Source organism: Lentzea atacamensis (assembly GCF_003269295.1).
Lineage (GTDB): Bacteria > Actinomycetota > Actinomycetes > Mycobacteriales > Pseudonocardiaceae > Lentzea > Lentzea atacamensis.
Map to the genome: position 1 here is coordinate 344,505 of NZ_QLTT01000003.1, position 20,064 is coordinate 364,568.

Sequence of the window (20,064 nt, forward strand, 5' to 3'; positions counted from 1 at the left end):
GTGACCACCGAACTGCCTCCCGCGCTTCAGAGCTTGCTGAAGTTCACGGTTGGCATGCCCTGGCCGGAGGGCAGCGAGGGTGACCTCGAGGAGCTCTCGTGGCAGTGGGAGGTCATGGCGGGGGAGCTCGACGCGCTCAGCCAGCAGTTGCTGACCGTCTCGGGCGAGTTCTCCACCGTGATGGAGGGCGCCACGAGCGACGAGATCCAGAAGATGCTCTCCGGGACGTTCCGCGAGGGCGCTGGTCAGCTGGAGGACCAGGCCAGGGCCTACGCCAAGATGCTGAAGAACGCGGCGGCGGACATCCAGAAGACCAAGATCATGATCGTCTCGATGCTGGGAATTCTGGCAGCGACGATCGCGTCGCTCTTGGCTTCGCTGTTCGGTTCGCTCCTCGTCCCAGGCGTGATCACGGCCGCTCGCGTCGGCATTGGTTTCGCGCTGCGCATGCTCGTCACCAGGCTGATGCAGTACGGACTCATGAACGTCGCCAAAACCCTCTTCATCAGGGCGCTGACGGGAGCGGCGTTCGGCGCCGCGTTCATGGTGGGCCTCGACGGGGGCATCCAGGCCGGCCAGATCATCGCGGGCAAACGCGACGGCTGGGACCTGAACTCGCTGAAGGGCAGCGTGATCGGGGGCGTGATCGGTGGCGCCCTCGGCGGCCTGGGCGAAGGCGCCGTCGGCCTTTTCAGCAAGATCGGCCGCGACATCGGCCGCATGCTGCCCCGCAGCATCCAGGGCCTGAAACCCCTCGCCAACACGATCGTCCAGATCCCGCTGGCGGTGGTGAGCAACCCGCTCACCAACAAGGCCACCAACAGCCCCGGCGGCCTGACGGACGGAATGTTCGGCTCCCTGGAGCCAGGCGGTGGCGGGCCCCGCGCCAAGGTCCCCAGCGTCGACCCCGCGGTCGTCAAGCCGATCACCGTCCCCAACTTCAACCTGCCCAGCATCGACCTCGGCAACACGTCCTCGTCGCCCGCCATCGACAACGGCACGCGGGTCGGCACCACCTTCACCCCGCCCAGCACCGACGCGTCCCCCGTCACCTCGACCCCGGTCCCCACCCAGAGCAGCCCGGTCACACCGGGTGGGAGCACGACCACGGGCGGCAGCACGACCACCGGCAGCAGCACCGGCGCCGCGCGTGATCCCTCCAGCAGCACCCCCAGTACGGCCCGCGGCCCCGGCATGTCCACGAGCGGCTCCAGCGCCACCACTCCCGTCGACGCAAGCGGCCGCCCGGTGACAACGAGCACCGCGCCGGCCACGGGTACCACGCCGACGACGGGTACCACGCCGACGACGGGTACCACGCCGACGACGGGTACCACGCCGACGACGGGTACCACGCCGACGACGGGCACGACCCCGGCCACGGGCACGACCCCGGCCACGGGCACGACGCCGACGACGGGCACGACGCCGACGACGGGCACGACGCCGACGACGGGTACCACGCCGACGACGGGTACCACGCCGGCCACGGGTACCACGCCGACTACGGGTACCACCCCGACGACGGGCACGACGCCGACGACGGGCACGACGCCGACGACGGGCACGACGCCGACGACGGGTACCACGCCGACGACGGGTACGACCCCGACGACGGGTACGACCCCGACGACGGGTACGACCCCGGCGACGGGCACGACCCCGGCGACGGGCACGACCCCGGCCACGGGCACGACCCCGGCGACGGGCACCACGCCGACTACGGGTACCACCCCGACGACGGGCACGACGCCGACGACGGGTACCACGCCGACGACGGGCACGACCCCGACGACGGGCACGACGCCGACGACGGGCACGACGCCGACGACGGGTACCACGCCGACGACGGGTACGACCCCGGCGACGGGTACGACCCCGGCGACGGGTACGACCCCGGCGACGGGTACGACCCCGGCGACGGGTACGACCCCGGCGACGGGTACGACCCCGGCGACCGGCACGACGCCGACCACGAGCACGGGTACGACCCCGACGACGGGCACTGCGCCGACGACGGGCGCCACGCCGACCACGAGCACGGGTACCACGCCGACGACGGGCACTGCGCCGACCACGAGCACGACCCCGACGACGGGCGCCACGCCGACCACGAGCACGGGTACGACGCCGACGACGGGCACGACGCCGACGACGGGCACGACGCCGACGACGGGTACCACGCCGACGACGGGCACGACGCCGACGACGGGTACCACGCCGACGACGGGCACGACGCCGACGACGGGTACCACGCCGACGACGGGCACGACCCCGGCCACGGGCACGACGCCGACGACGGGTACCACGCCGGCCACGGGTACCACGCCGACTACGGGCACCACGCCGACGACGGGTACCACCCCGACGACGGGCACGACGCCGACGACGGGTACCACGCCGACGACGGGCACGACCCCGGCCACGGGTACCACGCCGACGACGGGCACCACGCCGACGACGGGTACCACCCCGACGACGGGCACGACGCCGACGACGGGTACCACGCCGACGACGGGCACCACGCCGACGACGGGTACCACGCCGACGACGGGCACCACGCCGACTACGGGTACCACCCCGACGACGGGCACGACGCCGACGACGGGTACCACGCCGACCACGGGCACCACTCCGGAGACGAGGCCTGTCACGTCGACCTCGACCGATGGCCCTGCTCCGCGCCGTTCGGACGACCCGCCGGTTCCGTCGGGTGGGGGCGATCGCCAGCCGCTCGGCTCGCGGGACGGTGTGGACCCGGTGGACCGTTCGGCGCGAGAGGAGCAGTTGCGCGCGCCCGACGCGGGAGAGCGGACTGCCCCGCAGGCGCCGGACCGCGTGGCCGAGCAGCCGGTCACGGCACAGGAGAAGCGCAGCACCGGCACCGACGACGCCGTTGGCGGCAAGCTCGACGCGGAGGACGTTGGTGCCGGGCCTGATCAGCGCGGTGCCGGTACGGGCGATGTCACGCCGGTCGTTGGTCCGGTGGCAGGCAGGCTGGACGGACAGGATGTTGGCGCTCGGCCCGATCAGCGCACGGGCGGTGCTCGTCCAGATGTACCAGCGGGCAGTCGGCCGGATCAGCAGAGGCAGGACATGCCTGCCACGGGTGTGCGGCCGGAGACGGTCGGCGGCCGCACGGACGGCCCCGCCACCGGTGCACGGCCGGAGACGCAGGCGGGCCCCGGCCAGTCGACGGGCGGCACGCGCCCCGCGGAAGCCGGGCGAGCCGGCAACGCCACGGATCCGGCGCGGTTGCGCGACGGTCAGCAGCCGGAGCGGGTCGTCACGACGTCAGACGGCGCACCGGTGTCGGAGCGCACCCCGGACGCGGATCCTGCCGGCCGCCGTCAGCAGCCTGTCACGGACGAGGAAGCCGTGCCCGTGGCGAGCAGTGGTCGCGTGGACGAGGCGGCCACGCGCCTGGACGAGCCTTCGACCAGGCACGAGCCCGAGATCACCCCGGTGCGCGAGGGCGACCCCGCAACCACCCCGGCTCCGGCGGACCTCGTCCGGCGCGCGCGTTCGGAGCGGCCCATCGTCGACGGCGACATCGACGGCACGGCGGTGCGCAAGGCGATCATCGACCAGCTCGGGTTGAAGGAGACCCGAGCGGACCGGTTGCTGCGCGAGGCCGTCGAGACGCACTTCTCGAACGAGAACATCAAGGCCCACTTCCACCGCGCCGCCGACGGTGGTGTGGTCGTGGATCTCGGGGTGAAGACGCGGCAGGCGCCCCAGGTCAAGATCGAGGTCGTCGGCGTCAGCTCCGGGCGCGACGTCCAGCCGAAACCGGCCGACTTCGCGAACAAGCGCACGCGCACGCCGTCGGAGCAGTCGGTGACCAGCGAGCGGTCGCCGATCATGGCTGACGCGCGCAACTTCCGGGTGCCTACGCCGTTCGTCAACGTCACGCTCAGGCTCGCGGGGTTGTTCAACCAGCCGTCGTCGTCGATGGCGGCGAAGCTCTCGCGTGGCCTGAAGACCGAGGTGACCGAGACGGGCTTGCGTGCCGAGCGGTCCGTGCACGACGTCACGTTCAAGCTCACGGTGCGCGAGCCGCGGAAGTGGCCGTGGCTGAAGGGACAGACGAAGACCGACGCGGTGTCGGTGGACGTGCCGCTGGTGTGGCCGCGGCGGGAGGTCGCCGAGCCACCAGCACAGCCGATCAGGCCTGAGCTGCGGCCGCGCGACATCGCGCAGGTCGAGATCAACGGGCTGCACAAGATCTACAACGAGGTCGAGCGGGCGCTCGCCGGGCCGAAGGCGGAGAACTTCCCGATCGGGCACCCCGGTGCGCGCAGGTTCCGCGACTGGCTCGCCACCCTGCCGGACCGCGGTGCCGAGCTGCTCACCGGTGAGCCGGTGCGCGAGGCGTTCAAGCTGCCTGGCAAGCGTGAGCGGGTCGAGGTGTCGATCGCGGTCGTGGACACGCAGGCCGTCCGTCCCAAGGAGACGGTCGACGGCAGGATCGTGCGGAAGCACGACACCAGCTACGAGTCGACGTCCGGGCAGTCGGTGAGCCTGCGCTGGGGCGGCGGTCTGTTCGTCCAGGCCGGTGACATCACGGGTGCGCTGGGTGGCGGCGTCGGCCCGATCGCGTACAAGTACGCGACCACGACGACGGGGAGCAAGACCACCGCCAAGGGACGGCAGGAGGTCACCAGCACCTACACCGGACCCGTCGAGACCCAGCAGGTGCGGTTCTCCTACGTCGTCCAGGTCGGCTCGGGCGCGGACGCCCACCGCGTCAAGATCGACGCGGACGGGACCGTGTGGAGCAAGCCGGAGGGGGCCGTCGAGGAACCGGTCCGGCACGCCACCGAACCGGAAACCTCCGGGCGCGCTGTGCCCGAGACGGTGGACCTGGACCGCGCACTGCACCAGCTGGACGTGATCCACACCCTGCCGGAGGAGACGGTCGCGGGCATCGTCGGCCCCACCCTGCACCGGTTGTGGGTCGAGGGTGCCGTGCGGTCGAAGGACCTGGGGGCGTTCGAGCAGCGGCTGCGGCAGTTCGTGCACGACCACGCCAGGGAGATCGGCCGGGGCGAGCCGGTCCGGTTGCCCGTCAGCGCGTGGGCTCCCGACGCGCCCGACGTGTTCGTGAAGGCCCGGCCCGTCACGGCCGAGGCTCGCTACGTCGGCGTGGTGCCCGGCGAGACGGCGAAGACGGTGACTTCGGTGTCGCGCAAGGAAAGCGTCGACCTCACCAAGTCGTGGGACACGACCGCCGGCGTCTCCGGCTACGTCTTCGACGCCAGGGTCAAGAACTTCAAGTCGGGCAGCGCCTACATCTACGGCAAGCACAGCACCAAGAACATCGAGAGCCTCACGCACGAGGTCGGTGTCGAGCACAGGTTCGACGGCGAGCGGCCGCTGCACCGCACCAGCTACCCGATCGAGGTCGAGGTCGCGCTCAGTGACCGCTGGGCGGGCAACGGCGAGAAGGTGCACACGTTCCGCGGCGAGGCCGACGTTCTCGTGCCTGATCGCCCGGCACCCGTGCCCGACACGACGAACAGCCGTCGCGACAGCGTCGTCGAGGACCCCGACGAGGTGGCGCCGCGCTGGGAGAAGATCGACAACACCGCCGGCTGGCGCGCGGCGTCGAGGATGGGCACGCACCGCGCCGCCTACCTGCCGCCGGTGTTCCAGCTCGACTCGCTCAAGCCCGTGCCAGACCTCGTGCCCACGGTGGCGCGCATGGTCGACGAGGAGCCGGGCAACAAGGTGGCGGGCTGGGGCAGGCGGGTGCTGTTCGGCAACCGGCCGGCCAACATCGACCAGCACAAGCCGAACAACCTGGCCGGCGCCGACCTGACCACGCCGGACGAGCGCACCGCCGCCAGGGAGGCGCTCGAGGCGTTCGCCGAACTCCCGGCGCGGGCGGGGCGGTTCGACCGGACCGCGGTGTTCAAGGACACCGTGGAGCTGCGGACCTACAACCGGCCCGGTCTGCTGGGTGACCGGGAACGCGTCGTGCGGGTCGACCTGTCCGCGGACCTGACGAACCCCCGCATCGTCTCCGTCGACACCACGCACAAGTTCTCCACCGCCGAGGTGGTGGAGCACGGCCAGACCGCCGACAGGCAGAAGGGCAAGGGCATCGAAGTCGGTGCCAGCGCTGTCGACGTGCCTCCGCTCGGCCACAAGTTCGCCAGCCTCATCACGATGGGCAGCGGCGGCGTGAACTACATGAGCAAGCAGGGCTCGACCGAGGGCACCGGCGTCAAGGAGTCCGTGGTCCACACGCGAACCGAGCGCGCCTACCTGGTCGAGTTCGACGCGACGTACGACCTGCACACCAGCAAACGGCAGCGCTGGCACGACTTCCTCGGCGGTCAGCACGACGGCCGCAGCACTTCGGACGCGATGCGCGTGCACGTGCCGGACGCCGCCACGGCGTGGATTCCCGCCAGCGAGATCCACCAGATCGGCCTGCTGCGGGACGCGGACCTCGAACACCTGCTCCCCGAAGAGGTGAAGGCCTACCGGCGCACGAACGAGGGTGAGACCGATTCCAGTCCGGAACACGGCTCGGACAACGGTTCGGATGCACCAGGTGCGCGCGAGGATCAGGGCTCGCAGCCAGAAGACGCCGCCCCTGACGTCGCCGCGCCCTCCAACGTGGGCCGTGGCAGCGGCCGGGTGGAGCTGCACCGCCTGGAGGCCGGTAAGGAGCTGCTCTTCCAGATCTCCAGCAGGATCGACGAGTGGTCGATCGAGCAGGGCGCCAGGAGCGTTCCCGCTTCGGTGATCGAGCTCGCCCAGGAGGTGCTGACCTCACCTCGGACCGACCTCGTGAACCGCGGCGCCGGCGACTTCGGCAGCCTCAACGACCGGCTCCTCAACGACGTGCTCGGGCCTACCCTGACCGGAGCGGAGTTCGGCCCGGCCCTGCGCAGCATGCTCAACGGCGGCCTGCCGGTCTTCCTGCCCGCCATCAACGTCTTCGGCCGCGTCGAGCAGCTCGTGGTGCTGCGCGCGGACCTCGGTCCCGGCGAGTTCCACCGCGTCGCCTTCGACGAGACCGTCGAGGCCGAAACGGCGGCAACCCGGTCCTCCGGCTCCTCCAGCGGTTCGGGGTGGGGCGGGGACTGGGGCATCGGCGCGCAGGCCGGCATGGGCAAGAAGGGCTTGCCCGCCACCGGCTTCGGCCTCTCGATCGGTGGCTTCGGGGAGACCGCGACCACTCGCACCGTGACGCACGAGCACGGCGAGACCGTGACCGCGAAGAGGTCCTTGGACGCAGTCGAGTTCCTGCACGACCTGCACGTCACGATGGACGTCTACAACTACTCGCGGGCCACCAAGTTCCGCCGCTTCTTCCCCGGCGGCACCTGGTACGAGAAGCCGTGGTCCACCGACTTCACGCTGCCCGCCGCGGTGCGTTCGGTCGTGCCGAAGGACGAGACGGTTCCGGTCGACGGACAGCAGACGCCCGCGCAGCGGGAGGCCACCGGGTCGCTGAAGGAGTGGCAGCAGGCACAGGAGCTGCCCGCCGGGTTGAAGGACCAGACGCCGCTGCACGTCCGGTCGTTCGACTCACCCGCGTTGTACGAGGCGCTGGACGTGCTGGCGCGCGGCGACGGTCCCCGCCCGGTGCTGCACCCGCGCGCGATCCACCAGCTGCAGGCGGCGACCGGGTCCCTGCCGCTGCGGGCGCACATGCGCGACCTGCTCGCCGGCCAGCCCTACACCGTCAAGATCACGTCGGATGCGGTGCGACAGGTCGACATCACGGCCGACGTGGTGAAGCGGGAGCTGATCGGCCCGGTGCGAACCGAGCTGACCACCAAGGTGTCGGACACGGACACCACGAAGGTCAGCACGACCACCAGCGTCCAGACCGGCATGATGCCGGGGGCGGGCGCCAGTGCGGTGCACGTCGACAACGCCCAGCAGCGGCCCGGCCTCAACGTGATCGAGAACTTCATGAAGGCGGTCGACTACCAGTCGGCTGCCGACCAGACCGTCAAGACTACGAAGGAGACCTCGTCCAAGGACGGCGCCGCGCCGGCGGGCGGGGGCGACGAGCGCTACCTCGTCCGAATCACTCCACAATGGACGATCACGCCCACCTTCCGCAGCTCGAAGGCACCGGAAGCCTGGACGGAGCCGGTGCACACCGTGCCGGACAGCCCCATCGTCATCGAGACCGACCGTGCCGGTCTCGAACAGCTGGGTCTGGCCGATCCGGTCGACGCGGGGTCGCGGACCGGCACCGACGCACCGTCGTCCGAGGACGCCCGGCCGAGGAAGTCGCTGATCGACTTCCTGAACGAGCCGATCGACGAGGACCTGCCGTCGGTCACGCAGCGCAGGACGATCGCGGACTTCCTGAGCGAGCCACAGGAGGCAAGTCCCGGTCGGGCGGACGAAGCCTCCGACGCAACGTCGTCCGGTGTCCCGGAGCCGGAGCAGCACCGGTCGCCGGGAAGGCTCGACACGATCGACGAGGGTGACGAGTCCGTCCTTCCCGCTGCGGACAGGGAAGCGGCGCCCGTTCGCGGCACGGTGGCCGAGCTCGACCGGACGACGTGGATGGACCGGCGGCCGTTCGGGGTGGACCCGAGCGGGGAGATCCGCCACTTCGAACCGGGTGAGGTGCAGGCCCGGCCGTTGGTGCGCAACGGCCAGGAGATCGGCCTGACCTTCCTGTCCGGCAAGGACGGCGCGCGTTCCCTGAAATGGGCGCAGGCGCCTGCGGAGTCGCACCTGCGCGGCTACGTGCACCCGGAGACGTCCTCGGCGTTCCCCGGCGTTCGCGGTGCGGAACGGATCGTCTCGCCGTGGCGGGCCGACTCTACGTACGTCGCGGTGAGTGGCGGGGAGCGCCACTTCGAGCTGCGGCTGGGCGACGGCACACCGCTGCGCGTGGACGGCACGACGTTCGCCGAGGTGTTGACCGGACTGGACTCGTTCCGCCGGATGTCGGAGGACAACCAGGCCGCGTCGCTGGTCCTGCTGTCCGGTCGCAGCGGGGCCCTCGACGTGCCGGGTGGCGCGGCGCGGGACTTCGAGCGCGGGCTGCGCGACGCCGGGCTGGACCACCTGGTGGTGGCGCCGACGACGGACGTGCACCTGCGCGGCCCGTTGTTCGGAGGCGCCGGGGCCCTGCTGGACCGCGGCGGCGAGACCGTGCTGGACCGCGGTGGCCGGTGGCGTGCGTTCCCGACGCCGGACGTCATCGAGAACGCTGTGCTGCCCGCGACGATCGGCGACGGCCGGGTGCCGACCACCTTCCGCACCGGCGACGTCAGGGCCACCGGGATCCAACGCGCGGACGGCACGCCGGTCGGTGTCGCCTTCACCGTGGGTCCCGACCTCCGCCACGACGCGGGCACCGTGACGTCCGAGCCGACCGGCACCACGCGCCGCTACGAGGCCGGATACCCGACGGAGGAAGGTCTCGACGCCGCCGAGGCGGGAAGCCGGGGCCGCTCCGAAACCGCGCCGTGGCCGGAGAACTCCTCCTACGTCTTCGCACACGGCGAGGGCGACGCGGTGCACCTCGACCTCGTCGACGGCCGCACCGTCCAGGTCGACGGCGAGACCTTCGGCCGGGTGCTGAACGACCTGAAGGCGTTCCGTGACGGCACGGCGAACACCGAGGCCCTCACGCTGATCGCCTGCGACACCGGCGTGACTCCCAGGGCTGGAGGCCTGGCGCACGACCTGCAGCGCGCGCTCGACCAGTTCGGCCACCGCCAGCCCGTCGTCGCGCCGACCCGCCAGGTGGGCACGTGGCAGTGGAACAACGGCACCTGGGAGACGTGGATCGCCGACGCCGGCACGTGGGAGAGGTTCGCTTCCGGCGAGGCGCGCCAGCTCGGCGTGCGCAACGCGGACGGCGAGTGGACGTCGTTCGCGCCGGCCAACGTGCGGTCCGTGCCGGTGGTGCGCGACGACGGCAGTGTGGCCGGCGTGTCGTTCCGGCCGGAGGGAGCGGTCACACCGGCGGGACGGGCGTTCGTCGTGGACGTCGAGTCCACACCGGACGGATGGCTCACCGTGCGCACCACCGACGGCACGGCGCTGTCGGTCGACGGGCCGACGTTCGCGCGGGTGGTCGCTCAGTCCGAGCCGTTCCGCACCGCGATGGGCGATGGGGAGCAGGTGCCGCTCGCGCTGGTGCCGTCGACGGCGGCGGAGGTGCCGAGCCAGCGCCAGGCTTTCCAGGACACCCTGCAGCGGGAGTTCGGCTTCCGCGAGACGGTGTACGAGATGCCGGTCGCGCGCACCGAGACCGAGGCCGTTCCCGGCACGTCGGCGGAGCCTGACGCCGGGCCGGCGCGGGCCGAGGTGGTGCGGGACGAGGCGGCCGATCTTCCTCCCGAGCGGGTGGAATCGGAGCCGCACGCTGCGGAGAGGGACGGCGGTGAGGGCGAGTCCCAGCCGAGCCGCACGCCGTCGGGGCTGGAGACGATCGACGAGGGTGACGAGTCCGTCCTGCCCGCCGCGGACCGGGAGGCCGCACCGGTTCGCGGCACGGTCGCCGAGCTCGAGCGGATGACCTGGATCGACGAGCGCCTCGCCGGGGTGGACCTGCACGGTGAGATTCGCCGGTTCGAGCCCGGTGAGGTGAGCGTTCAGGCTTTGGTGCGGCGCGGCCAGGAGATCGGCCTGACGTTCCTGTCCGGCAGTGACGCCACTCGTTCGCTGGAGTGGGGCGAGAAGCCCGCCGCATCGCACCTGCGCAGCTACCTGCACCCGGACACCTCCTCGGCCTTCCCGGGCCGCCGCGGCGCCGAGCGGTTCGACTCGCCGTGGCACCCGGACTCGACGTACGTCGCCGTTCGTGGCAGCGAGACCTCGTTCGAGCTGCGGCTGGCGGACGGCACGCAGGTGCGGGTGGACGGGGCGACCTTCGCCGACGTGCTGACGGGCCTCGACGCGTTCCGCCGCATGGCGCAGACGAACGCGACCGGTTCGCTGGTGCTGCTGTCGGGACGGACCGGCGCGGTGGACGTGCCAGGCGGCGCTGCGAGGGACCTGGAACGCGGGCTGGCCGGCGCCGATTTGGACCACCTCGTGGTGGCGCCGACGACGGACGTGCACCTGCGCACCCCGCGGTTCGGGCGCGGTGGCGAGCTGGTGCTGGACCGGGGCGGCGCGTGGCGTTCGTTCCCGTTGCCGAACGTGATGGAGAACCTGACGCTGTCGGGGATTCTCGACGACAACTCGCCGGTCACGTTCCGCAGCGCCGACGTGCGCACGCGTCCGTTGGTCCGCGCGGACGGCGCCGCGATGGGCCTGGCCTTCATCACCGGCAACGAGCTGACGGTCGCTCGAGGGATGGAGCAGCACCCCTACCTCGGCAGGACGTTCCACTACGGCGAGGGCTACAACCCGCGCAACGACGGCCGTGACACCCACGGGGAGCCGGTCGGCCACTACGAGTCGGCGCCGTGGCCGGAACACTCGGCCTACCTCCTCGCGCACGGCGAGCCCGGCACGTTCGACCTGACGCTCACCGATGGCCGCGATGTCAGGGTCACCGGTGACACCTACGCCCACCTGGTGAACGATCTGCGTCCGTTCCGCGAGCTGATGGTCGAGCGCGAGCCCAGGGGCATCCTGCTGATGTCCTGCTGGACCGGCAACGTGCCGGCGCCGGGCGGCGCCGCGTTCGACTTCCAGCGCACGCTGGCGCAGCTCGGCCACCCGCAACCGGTGACCGCCCCCACGCGCCCGTCGGTCATCAGTGGCAATGCTCGCTGGGGCTGGGAGACCAGGGTCACCGACGGCGGAACCTGGGAGCACTTCTCGTCCGGACCCGCGCACCCGCTGGGTGAGTTCGTCGTGCGCGGCGGCACGTCGTGGGACTCGTTCAAGCCGGCCGAGGTGCGTTCGGAGCCGGTCCTGCGCGACGGCCGCGTGGTCGGCATGTCGTTCCGCGACGAGGGTGCCGCAGCGCCGGGCTCGGCGTGGGCCGAAGCGGGCGGCACGGACCTGGACGGCGCCGTGCCGCAGCGGTCGTTCGTCGTGGACGTCGAGTCGGCGCCTGACGGCAGGTACGTGCTGCACACCGCCGACGGCGACGTGGCGTTCGTCGATGGTCCGGCGTTCGCGAAGGTGGTCAGCGAGTCCGAGGTCTTCCGCACCGCGATGGACGCCGAGCACCTCGCGCTCACGCTGGTGACGTCGACGCCGCTGGAAGGGGGACAGGGTGGCGGTTTCCACGACGCCCTGGTCAGCGAGTTCGGCTTCCGCGAGACGGTGCACGAGCCGCGCGGTGCGGCCGACGTCGTCGTCGGCGAGGACGGGATGCCGGTTCTGCGGACCGAGGACGGCTGGACCGTCCACGGCGTGCCTTCCTTCGACGACCTCACGGACACGACGTCCACGCACGGCACGCCCTCGCCGGATCGGGTGCCGTGGGTGGACCAGCGGCCGCAGGGCGTCGATCCCGCCGGTGAGGTGCGCCGGTTCGAGCCCGGCGAGGTCCAGGTCCGCCCGCTGGTGCGCGGTGAGCAGCAGATCGGCCTGACGTTCCTCAGCGGTCGCGAGGAGGCCGGCGCGCTGCGGTGGGCGGCGGCGCCGCAGAGCGAACACCTGCGGGCGTTCATGCACCCGGAGGGGTCGTCGGGGTTCCCCAGCCGCAGGGGTGCCGAGGAGGTCGCGGCACCGTGGCGGGCGGACTCCATGTACGTCGCGGTGCGCGGTGGCGCGGACGCGTTCGAGCTGCGGCTGAACGACGGCTCGCGGGTGTCGGTCGACGGCTCGACGTTCGGCCGGGTGATGGCCGACCTGACGCCGTTCCGCCAGCTGACCGACCGCAACGAGGGCGGTTCGCTGGTGCTGCTGTCCGGCCGGTCGGGCGGTGGCGCGGCACGGGACTTCCAGCAGGCGCTGGCGGACGCCGGCTGGGACCACCTGGTGGTGGCGCCGACGGCGGACGTGCACCTGCGGACCCCGGCGTGGGGACGCGGTGGTCAGATCGTCGTGGACCGCGGCGGTTCCTGGCAGGCGTTCCCGCTGGCGGACGTGGTCGAGAACCGGGCGCTGCCCGCCACGAGCAGGGGGCTGCCGACGGAGTTCCGCACGAGCGAGGTGCGGGTCACCGCGCTCAACGGTCCGGACGGCGGTCCGCTGGCGGTGACGTTCGCGGTCGGGCGGGAGATGCGCGACGACGCGGTGACGCTGTCGCTGCCGCACCGCGGCACGACGTTGCTGCTGCCGGAGGGCGACCACGGCCACCAGGCCGGGCGCGACCTGCGGGAGGGCAGGGACGCCTCGCAGCCCGCGCCGTGGCCGGAGCGGTCGGCGTACGTGGTGCCGCACGGCGATGCCGACAGCGTGGGCCTGGAGCTGATCGACGGCCGCTCCGTCACGGTGACCGGCGAGGTGTTCGCCGACGTGCTGCAGGACCTGCGGGCGTTCCGGGACCTGATGGCGGCGCGTGATCCGGACGCGGTGGTCATGCTGTCCTGTGAGACCGGTGCCGTGCGGGGTCCCGGTGGCGTCGCGCGCGACTTCCAGCAGGCACTGGTGGGCTTCGGGCACCACCAGCCGGTGGTGGCGCCGACGACCGTGGTCACGCTCCACACGTACCACCGGGACGCCTGGGCGACCTACCTCGCCGACGGTGGCCGCTGGGAGACGTTCTCGTCGGGCGGGGCCTTCCCGCTGGGCAGGCTGGCCGACGAGGCCCGCTGGGTGCCGTTCGAACCCGGTGCGGTGCGATCCGCGCCGATCCTGCGAGGAGACCGGTCGGTCGGCGTGTCCTTCCACGACGACGGCGGCCGGATCGCGGACGGAGCTGTGCCGGAGCGGGCCTTCGCCGTCGAGGTCGAGACGAACGCGGACGGTTTGTACGCGGTGCGCACGCCCGACGGTGATCGGGTGTTCGTCGATGGTCCGGTTTTCGCGCGGGTGGTCGGCGAGTCCGAGGCTTTCCGCGGTGCCGTGGCGGAGCGGGCTCCGCTCGCGCTGGTGACGTCGACGCTGCCCGCCGACGCGGGGCAGGTCCGGGCCTTCCGCGACGCCCTCGTCAGCGAGTTCGGCTTCCGGGAGACGGTGTTCGAGCGAACCCCGGACGGCTGGACCCCGCACCGCGCCGCGGACGACACCGCCGCATCTGCTCCATCACCGGCGCGCACCGGCGATGAAGGCGAGATCACGCTGGCGGATGCCGACGGGCGCAACGTCGCGGACGACGGGGACATCACGCCGTCGGATGACGAGGCCGGTCAGCTGCGGCCGGACGAGTTCGAGCAGGTTCCCCCACCGCAGGCGCCGCCGTGGGTGGACCGGCGGCCGATGGGCGTCGATCTCCACGGCGAGGTGCGCCGGTTCGAGCCCGGCGAGGTCCGGGTCAGCCGGATGTGGCGGCGGACCGACCCGTTGGGGCTGTGGAACAACAACCCGGTCGGGCTGACGTTCCTCAGCGGAGCTGACCGCACCAACTCCCTGAGGTGGGGTGCCGAGCCGAGGAGCACGCACCGCCAGACGTTCGTGCACCCGGAGGGATCGTCCTCGTTCCCGAGCAGCAAGGGTGCAGCGGAGCAGATGGGCCCGTGGCGCCGGGACGCGATGTACGTCGCGGTGCGCGCCGAGAACGGCACCTTCGAGCTCCGGCTGAAGGACGGCTCGCGGCTGGGGGTGGACGGCTCGACGTTCGGCCGCGTGACGGCCCAGCTGGACAAGTTCCGGCGGATGGCGAACCACAACGAGAGCGGCACGGTGGTGCTGCTGGCGGACCGGTCGGGGATGGGCGGCGCGGCTGGGGACTTCCAGCGGGCGCTGGCGACTCAGGGCTGGCACCAGCTCGTGGTGGCGCCGACGACCGAGGTGCACCTGCGGACGGACTGGCCGGGACGCGGTGGTCAGATCGTCGTGAACCGCGGTGGCTCCTGGCGGGCGTTCCCGGAGGCCGAGGTCGTCAGGAACCTGGAGATCGAGGCGGAGACGGGGCACGGGCGTCCGACCACGTTCCGCACCAGTGAGGTGCGGATCACCTCGATCAACGGCCCGGACGGCAGGCCGCAGGCGGTGACCTTCCAGATCGGGACCGACCAGCGCTTCGGACTGAGGTCGCTGTCGCGCCCGCACGAGGGCACGACCGGGTTGATGCCGGAGGGTGTGAGCAGCTTCGCCGAAGTCGATCGCGCCGTGCGAACGGGGCGGGCGGATGTGCAGCTCGCGCCGTGGCCGGAGCGGTCCGCGTACGTGAACATGCACGGCAGTCCCGAGACCGTGACGGTGGAGCTGACCGATGGGCGCACGGTCAGGGTGCGGGGCGAGGAGTTCGCCGACCTGTTGTTCGATCTGCGGGCGTTCCGCGACCTGATGTCCGCACGTGAGCAGGAAGCGTTGACACTGCTGTCCTGCTCGGTCGGCGCGGACCGGCGCATCGGCGGTTTCACGCACGACTTCCAGCAGGCGATTGCCAGGCTCGGGTATCGCGGACCGGTGGTGGCGCCGACGAGAACGCTCATCACTCACACGCACCGACCTGGTGTGTGGGGAACGCAGGTGGTCGATGCCGGCCGGTGGGAGCACTTCTCGTCCCGCAGCGCCACCGTGCTGGGCCTGCTGGCCGACGAGGCCCGCTGGGCGCCGTTCGAGCCGCGTGAGGTGCGGTCGACGCCGATCATGCACGGAGACCGCCAGGTCGGTGTGTCGTTCCGGCGGGACGGCGCCGGGGAAACCGGGCCCGTTCCCGAGGGCGCACAGGCCAAGCAGTTCTCACAGCGCACGGTCCACGTGTCCGCTGAGTCCGATGCGGACGGTCGGATCGTGGTGTACACGGGCGAGGGCAGGCCCGTGCACGTCGAAGGCGGGACGTTCGCGCGCGTGCTGATCGAGAGCGAAACGTTCCGCGGCATGGGTCCCCTCCGCAGGGAGGACCCGCTGGCGCTGGTCGTGTCGACCCCGCTGGACGGTCCGACCCGGGGGCGCGCGTTCCACAACGCCCTTCGGCTCGAGTTCCTCGTCGAGAACCCGGTCCACGAGCCCAGGGGTGCGGCCGGACTGCGCGACGGCGGTGACGGCGGGCCGGCCGTGTGGACCCAGGACGGCTGGACCGTCTACAACCACAACGACAACCTCACCGTCCGCGTCATCCCCGGCGGCGCCGACACGACGTTGCGCGGCGTGGACCTGTCCGGTGAGGTGCGCCGGTTCGAGGCGGGCGAGGTCCAGGTCCAGCGGATGTGGCGCAAGACCAACCCGCTCGGCCTGTTCAGCGATCCGGTCGGGTTGACGTTCCTCACCGGCCCCGCCCGCGACGCCTCCCTCACGTGGGGTGCCGAGCCCAGGAGCACGCACCTCCAGACGCTGGTGCACCCGATGCCTTCGTTGTCGGGCACACCCGGCGACGGTCCCAGGCAGACGGCCGCGCCGTGGCGCGAGAACGCGCTGTACGTCGCGGCGCGCGGCGACAAGGACTACTTCGAGCTGACGCTCAAGGACGGCTCGTCGCTGCGGGTGGACGGCTCGACCTTCGGGCGGGTGATGGCCCAGCTGGACAAGTTCCAGCAGGTCGCGAACCGCAACGACGGCGGCGCGGTGGTGCTGCTGACGAACTGGGCCGGCTCCGGCGAGGCGGCGCGAGACTTCCAGCAGGCGCTGGAGGCCGCCGGTCGGCGTGAGCAGGTGATTGCGCCGACGACCGAGATCCGTCTGCGGGCGGACGAGGCGGGAGCCGGTCAGATCGTGGTGAGCCACGGCGGGACGTGGCGGGCGTTCCCGATGGCCGACGTCGGCACGAGTGACGTGCCGGTGGCCGGACGCGTGGCCCGCTCCACCACCGCACCGGACGCGGACTCCGGGCGGATGTCCCGGTCCGTCGCGGAGCACGGGGAGCCGTCCGCGCCCTCGCGGGAGCCGGCGCGGCTGCAGGGCGTGGACGCGACCGGTGAGGTGCGCCGGTTCGAGCCCGGTGAGGTCCGGGTCCAGCGGATGTGGCGCAAGACCGATCCGCTGGGTCTGTTCCACGAACCGGTCGGGCTGACGTTCCTCGGCGGCAGCGAGCGTTCCACGTCGCTGAGGTGGGGTGCCGAGCCCAGGAGCGAGCACCTGCGGACCTTCGTGCAGCCGGTGAGCTCCTCCGCGTTCCCGAGCAGCAAGGGGGGAATGGAGGCTCCCGCGCGGTGGCGCAAGGACTCGATGTACGTCGCGGTGCGCGGTGGTGAGGACTCCTTCGAGCTGCGGCTGACCGACGGCACGCGGGTCCGGGTCGACGGGGAGACGTTCGGGCGAGTGGTGTCCGAGCTGCCGAAGTTCCAGCGGATGGCGGAGGTCAACGCCGGCGGCTCGGTGGTGCTGCTCGCCGGCCGGTCCGGTGCCGGTGCGGCGGCGGGGGACTTCCAGCGGGCGTTGACGGCGAACGGCTGGCATCAGCTGGTGGTGGCGCCGACGACGGACGTGCACCTGCGGACCGACTGGTTGGGACGTGGCGGCCAGATCGTCGTCGACCGCGGTGGCTCGTGGCGGGCGTTCCCGTTGGCCGACGTGGTCCAGGGCCTGGAACTGGAGGCGCGCACCCCGGAGAGGGGCTGGCCCACCAGGTTCCACACGAGCGAGGTGCGGGTCACCTCGATCAACGGTCCGGACGGCCGGCCGCAGTTCGTGTCGTTCGTGGTCGGGAGGGAGCTGCGCCACGACCTGACGGACCTGTCGCTGCCGCACCGGGGCACCACGTCGCTCGTTGCCGGGAATGCGGATCACGGCAGGCCGGACCGTTCACAGCCCGCGCCGTGGCCGGAGCGGTCCGCCTACGTGACCCTGCACGGAAACCCCGACAGCGCGCGGCTCGAGCTGACCGACGGCCGCACCGTCACCGTGCGCGGTGATGCGCTGGGCGAGCTGCTGCACGACCTGCGGGTGTTCCGGGACCTGATGTCCGTGCGCGAGCAGGAAGCGCTGACCCTGGTGTCCTGTTCGACCGGTGCGGATCGGTTCGGCGGCGGCACCGCGTACGACCTGCAGCAGGCACTGGCCGGGTTCGGGTACCGGCAGCCGGTGGTGGCGCCGACGACGGTGGTCCAGGTCGGGGCGCCCCTCAAGGACGCCTGGGACACCGTGGTGACCCGGGGCGGCCGGTGGGAGCAGTTCTCGTCGGGACCGGCCTGGACGCTGGGCGAGCTGCACGGCGAGGCCAGGTGGATCCCGGTCGAGCCCGCAGAGGTGCGGTCGAGGCCGATCATGCACGGGGACCGGCCGGTCGGGGTGTCGTTCTGGCGGGACGGCGAGGGCGGCGCTGTTCCCGGTGACGCGCGGACCATGCCGTTGCCGAAGCGGACGTTCTACGTGTCGGCGGAGTCCGATGCGGACGGCCGCCTCGTCCTGCACACCCGCGACGGCGCGACGGTGCACCTCGACGGTCCGGCGTTCGCGCGGATCGTGGGCAACAGCGAGACCTTCCGCGGTGTGCGGGACTTCCGGAGGCTTGGGCCGATCGCACTGGCCGTCTCCACCCCGCTCGGCGGTCAGAGCTGGGGCAAGCACTTCCACCAGGTCCTCAACCGCGAGTTCGGCGTCGAGAACCCGGTCCACCAGCCCAGGGGCGCGGCCGGCCTGCGCCGCGGCGAGGACGGCGCTCCGGTCGTGTGGAGCCAGGACGGCTGGACCGTGCACGACCGCACCGCCGATGTCCCCGAACTCGTGGTCCGCCACACCACCGGGCCGGACGCGGACGGCGGGCGGATGTCCCGGTCCGGGCCCTCGTCCTCGACGGGGCGGTTGCACGGTGTGGACACGACCGGTGAGATGCGCCGGTTCGAGCCCGGTGAGGTCCGGGTTCGTCCGTTGACGCACGATGCGGAGCAGATCGGTCTGACCTTCCTCAGCGGTCGTGATCGCTCGGCTTCGCTGCGGTGGGCCGCTGAACCCAAGAGCGAGCACCTGCGGACGTTCATGCACCCCGAGGGCTCGACGTCGTTCCCGAGCAGCAAGGGCGCGGCCGAGGTGACGGGTCCGTGGCGCAGGGACGCGATGTACGTCGCGGTCCGGGGTGGCGCGGACTCCTTCGACCTGCGGCTGAGCGACGGCACGCGCGTGCGGGTGGACGGGCCGACGTTCGGGCACGTGCTGGCCGAGCTGACGCCGTTCCACAAGATGACCGAGAACAACGGGAGCGGCACGCTGGTGCTGCTCGCCGGCCGTTCGGGCGAGGGTGCGGCGGCGCGGGACTTCCAGCAGGCGTTGGCGGCGCAGGGCTGGGATCACCTGGTGGTGGCGCCGACGGCGGACGTGCACCTGCGGACGGCGTGGTTGCAGCGCGGTGGCCAGATCGTCGTGGACCGGGGCGGGTCCTGGCGGGCGTTCCCGCTGCCGGACGTGGTCGAGGACCTGGTCCTGCCCGCGTCCACGCTGAGGTCGGCGCCGACCGAGTTCCGCACGAGTCAGGTGCGGGTCGCCGCGGTCACCGATCCACAGGGCAAGCCGCTGGCGATGACGTTCTCGACCGGGGACGAACTGCGCGACGACGTGCGGATGCTGCGTCGCTCGCCCGCCGCCGCCACGTGGCTGTTGCCGGAGGGAGACCTCGGCAGGAGGTTCGACCAGGACGCGAACGCCGGCCGGGTCGTCTCGCACCCCGCGCCGTGGCCGCAGCAGTCGGCGTACGTGACCATGCACGGCTTCGCCAACCACGCGTTCCTGGACCTGAACAACGGCCGTGGGGTCCTGGTGACCGGGGACGTGCTGGCCAAGGTGCTGCACGACCTCCGGCCGTTCCGGGACCTGATGTCGGCGCGTGAGCAGGAAGCGCTGACCCTGCTGTCCTGCACGACCGGTGCGGTGCGGGCCGCCGGTGGTACGGCGCACGACTTCCAGCGGGCGCTGGCCGGGCTCGGCCATCACCAGCCGGTGGTGGCGCCCACGAAGAAGGTCGCACTCCACGAGTGGCGCGGCACCAACACCTGGGACACCGTCGTCATCGACGGGGGCCGCTGGGAGCAGTTCTCGTCGGGCCCGGCTTCGGCGCTGGGCAGACTGCGTGACGACTCCGGGTGGGTGTCGTTCACCCCGTCCGAGGTGCGTTCGACGCCAGTGCTTCGTGACGGCCGGTTGGCCGGTGTGTCGTTCCTGGACGAGGGCGCCGTCGTCGCG

The 20,064-nt window shown here is 72.1% G+C and carries 1 protein-coding gene (cut by a window edge); it reads left to right on the plus strand.

Going from position 1 to position 20,064, the window contains the following annotated elements; translation table 11 throughout:
* Window positions 1-20,064: the 5' portion of a WXG100-like domain-containing protein gene (locus C8D87_RS16335; RefSeq protein WP_146771728.1), read on the plus strand. The gene runs 7,578 nt beyond the window's last position; 20,064 of the gene's 27,642 nt are visible here — the first part of the coding sequence; the start codon lies at window positions 1-3; the stop codon falls past the right edge of the window.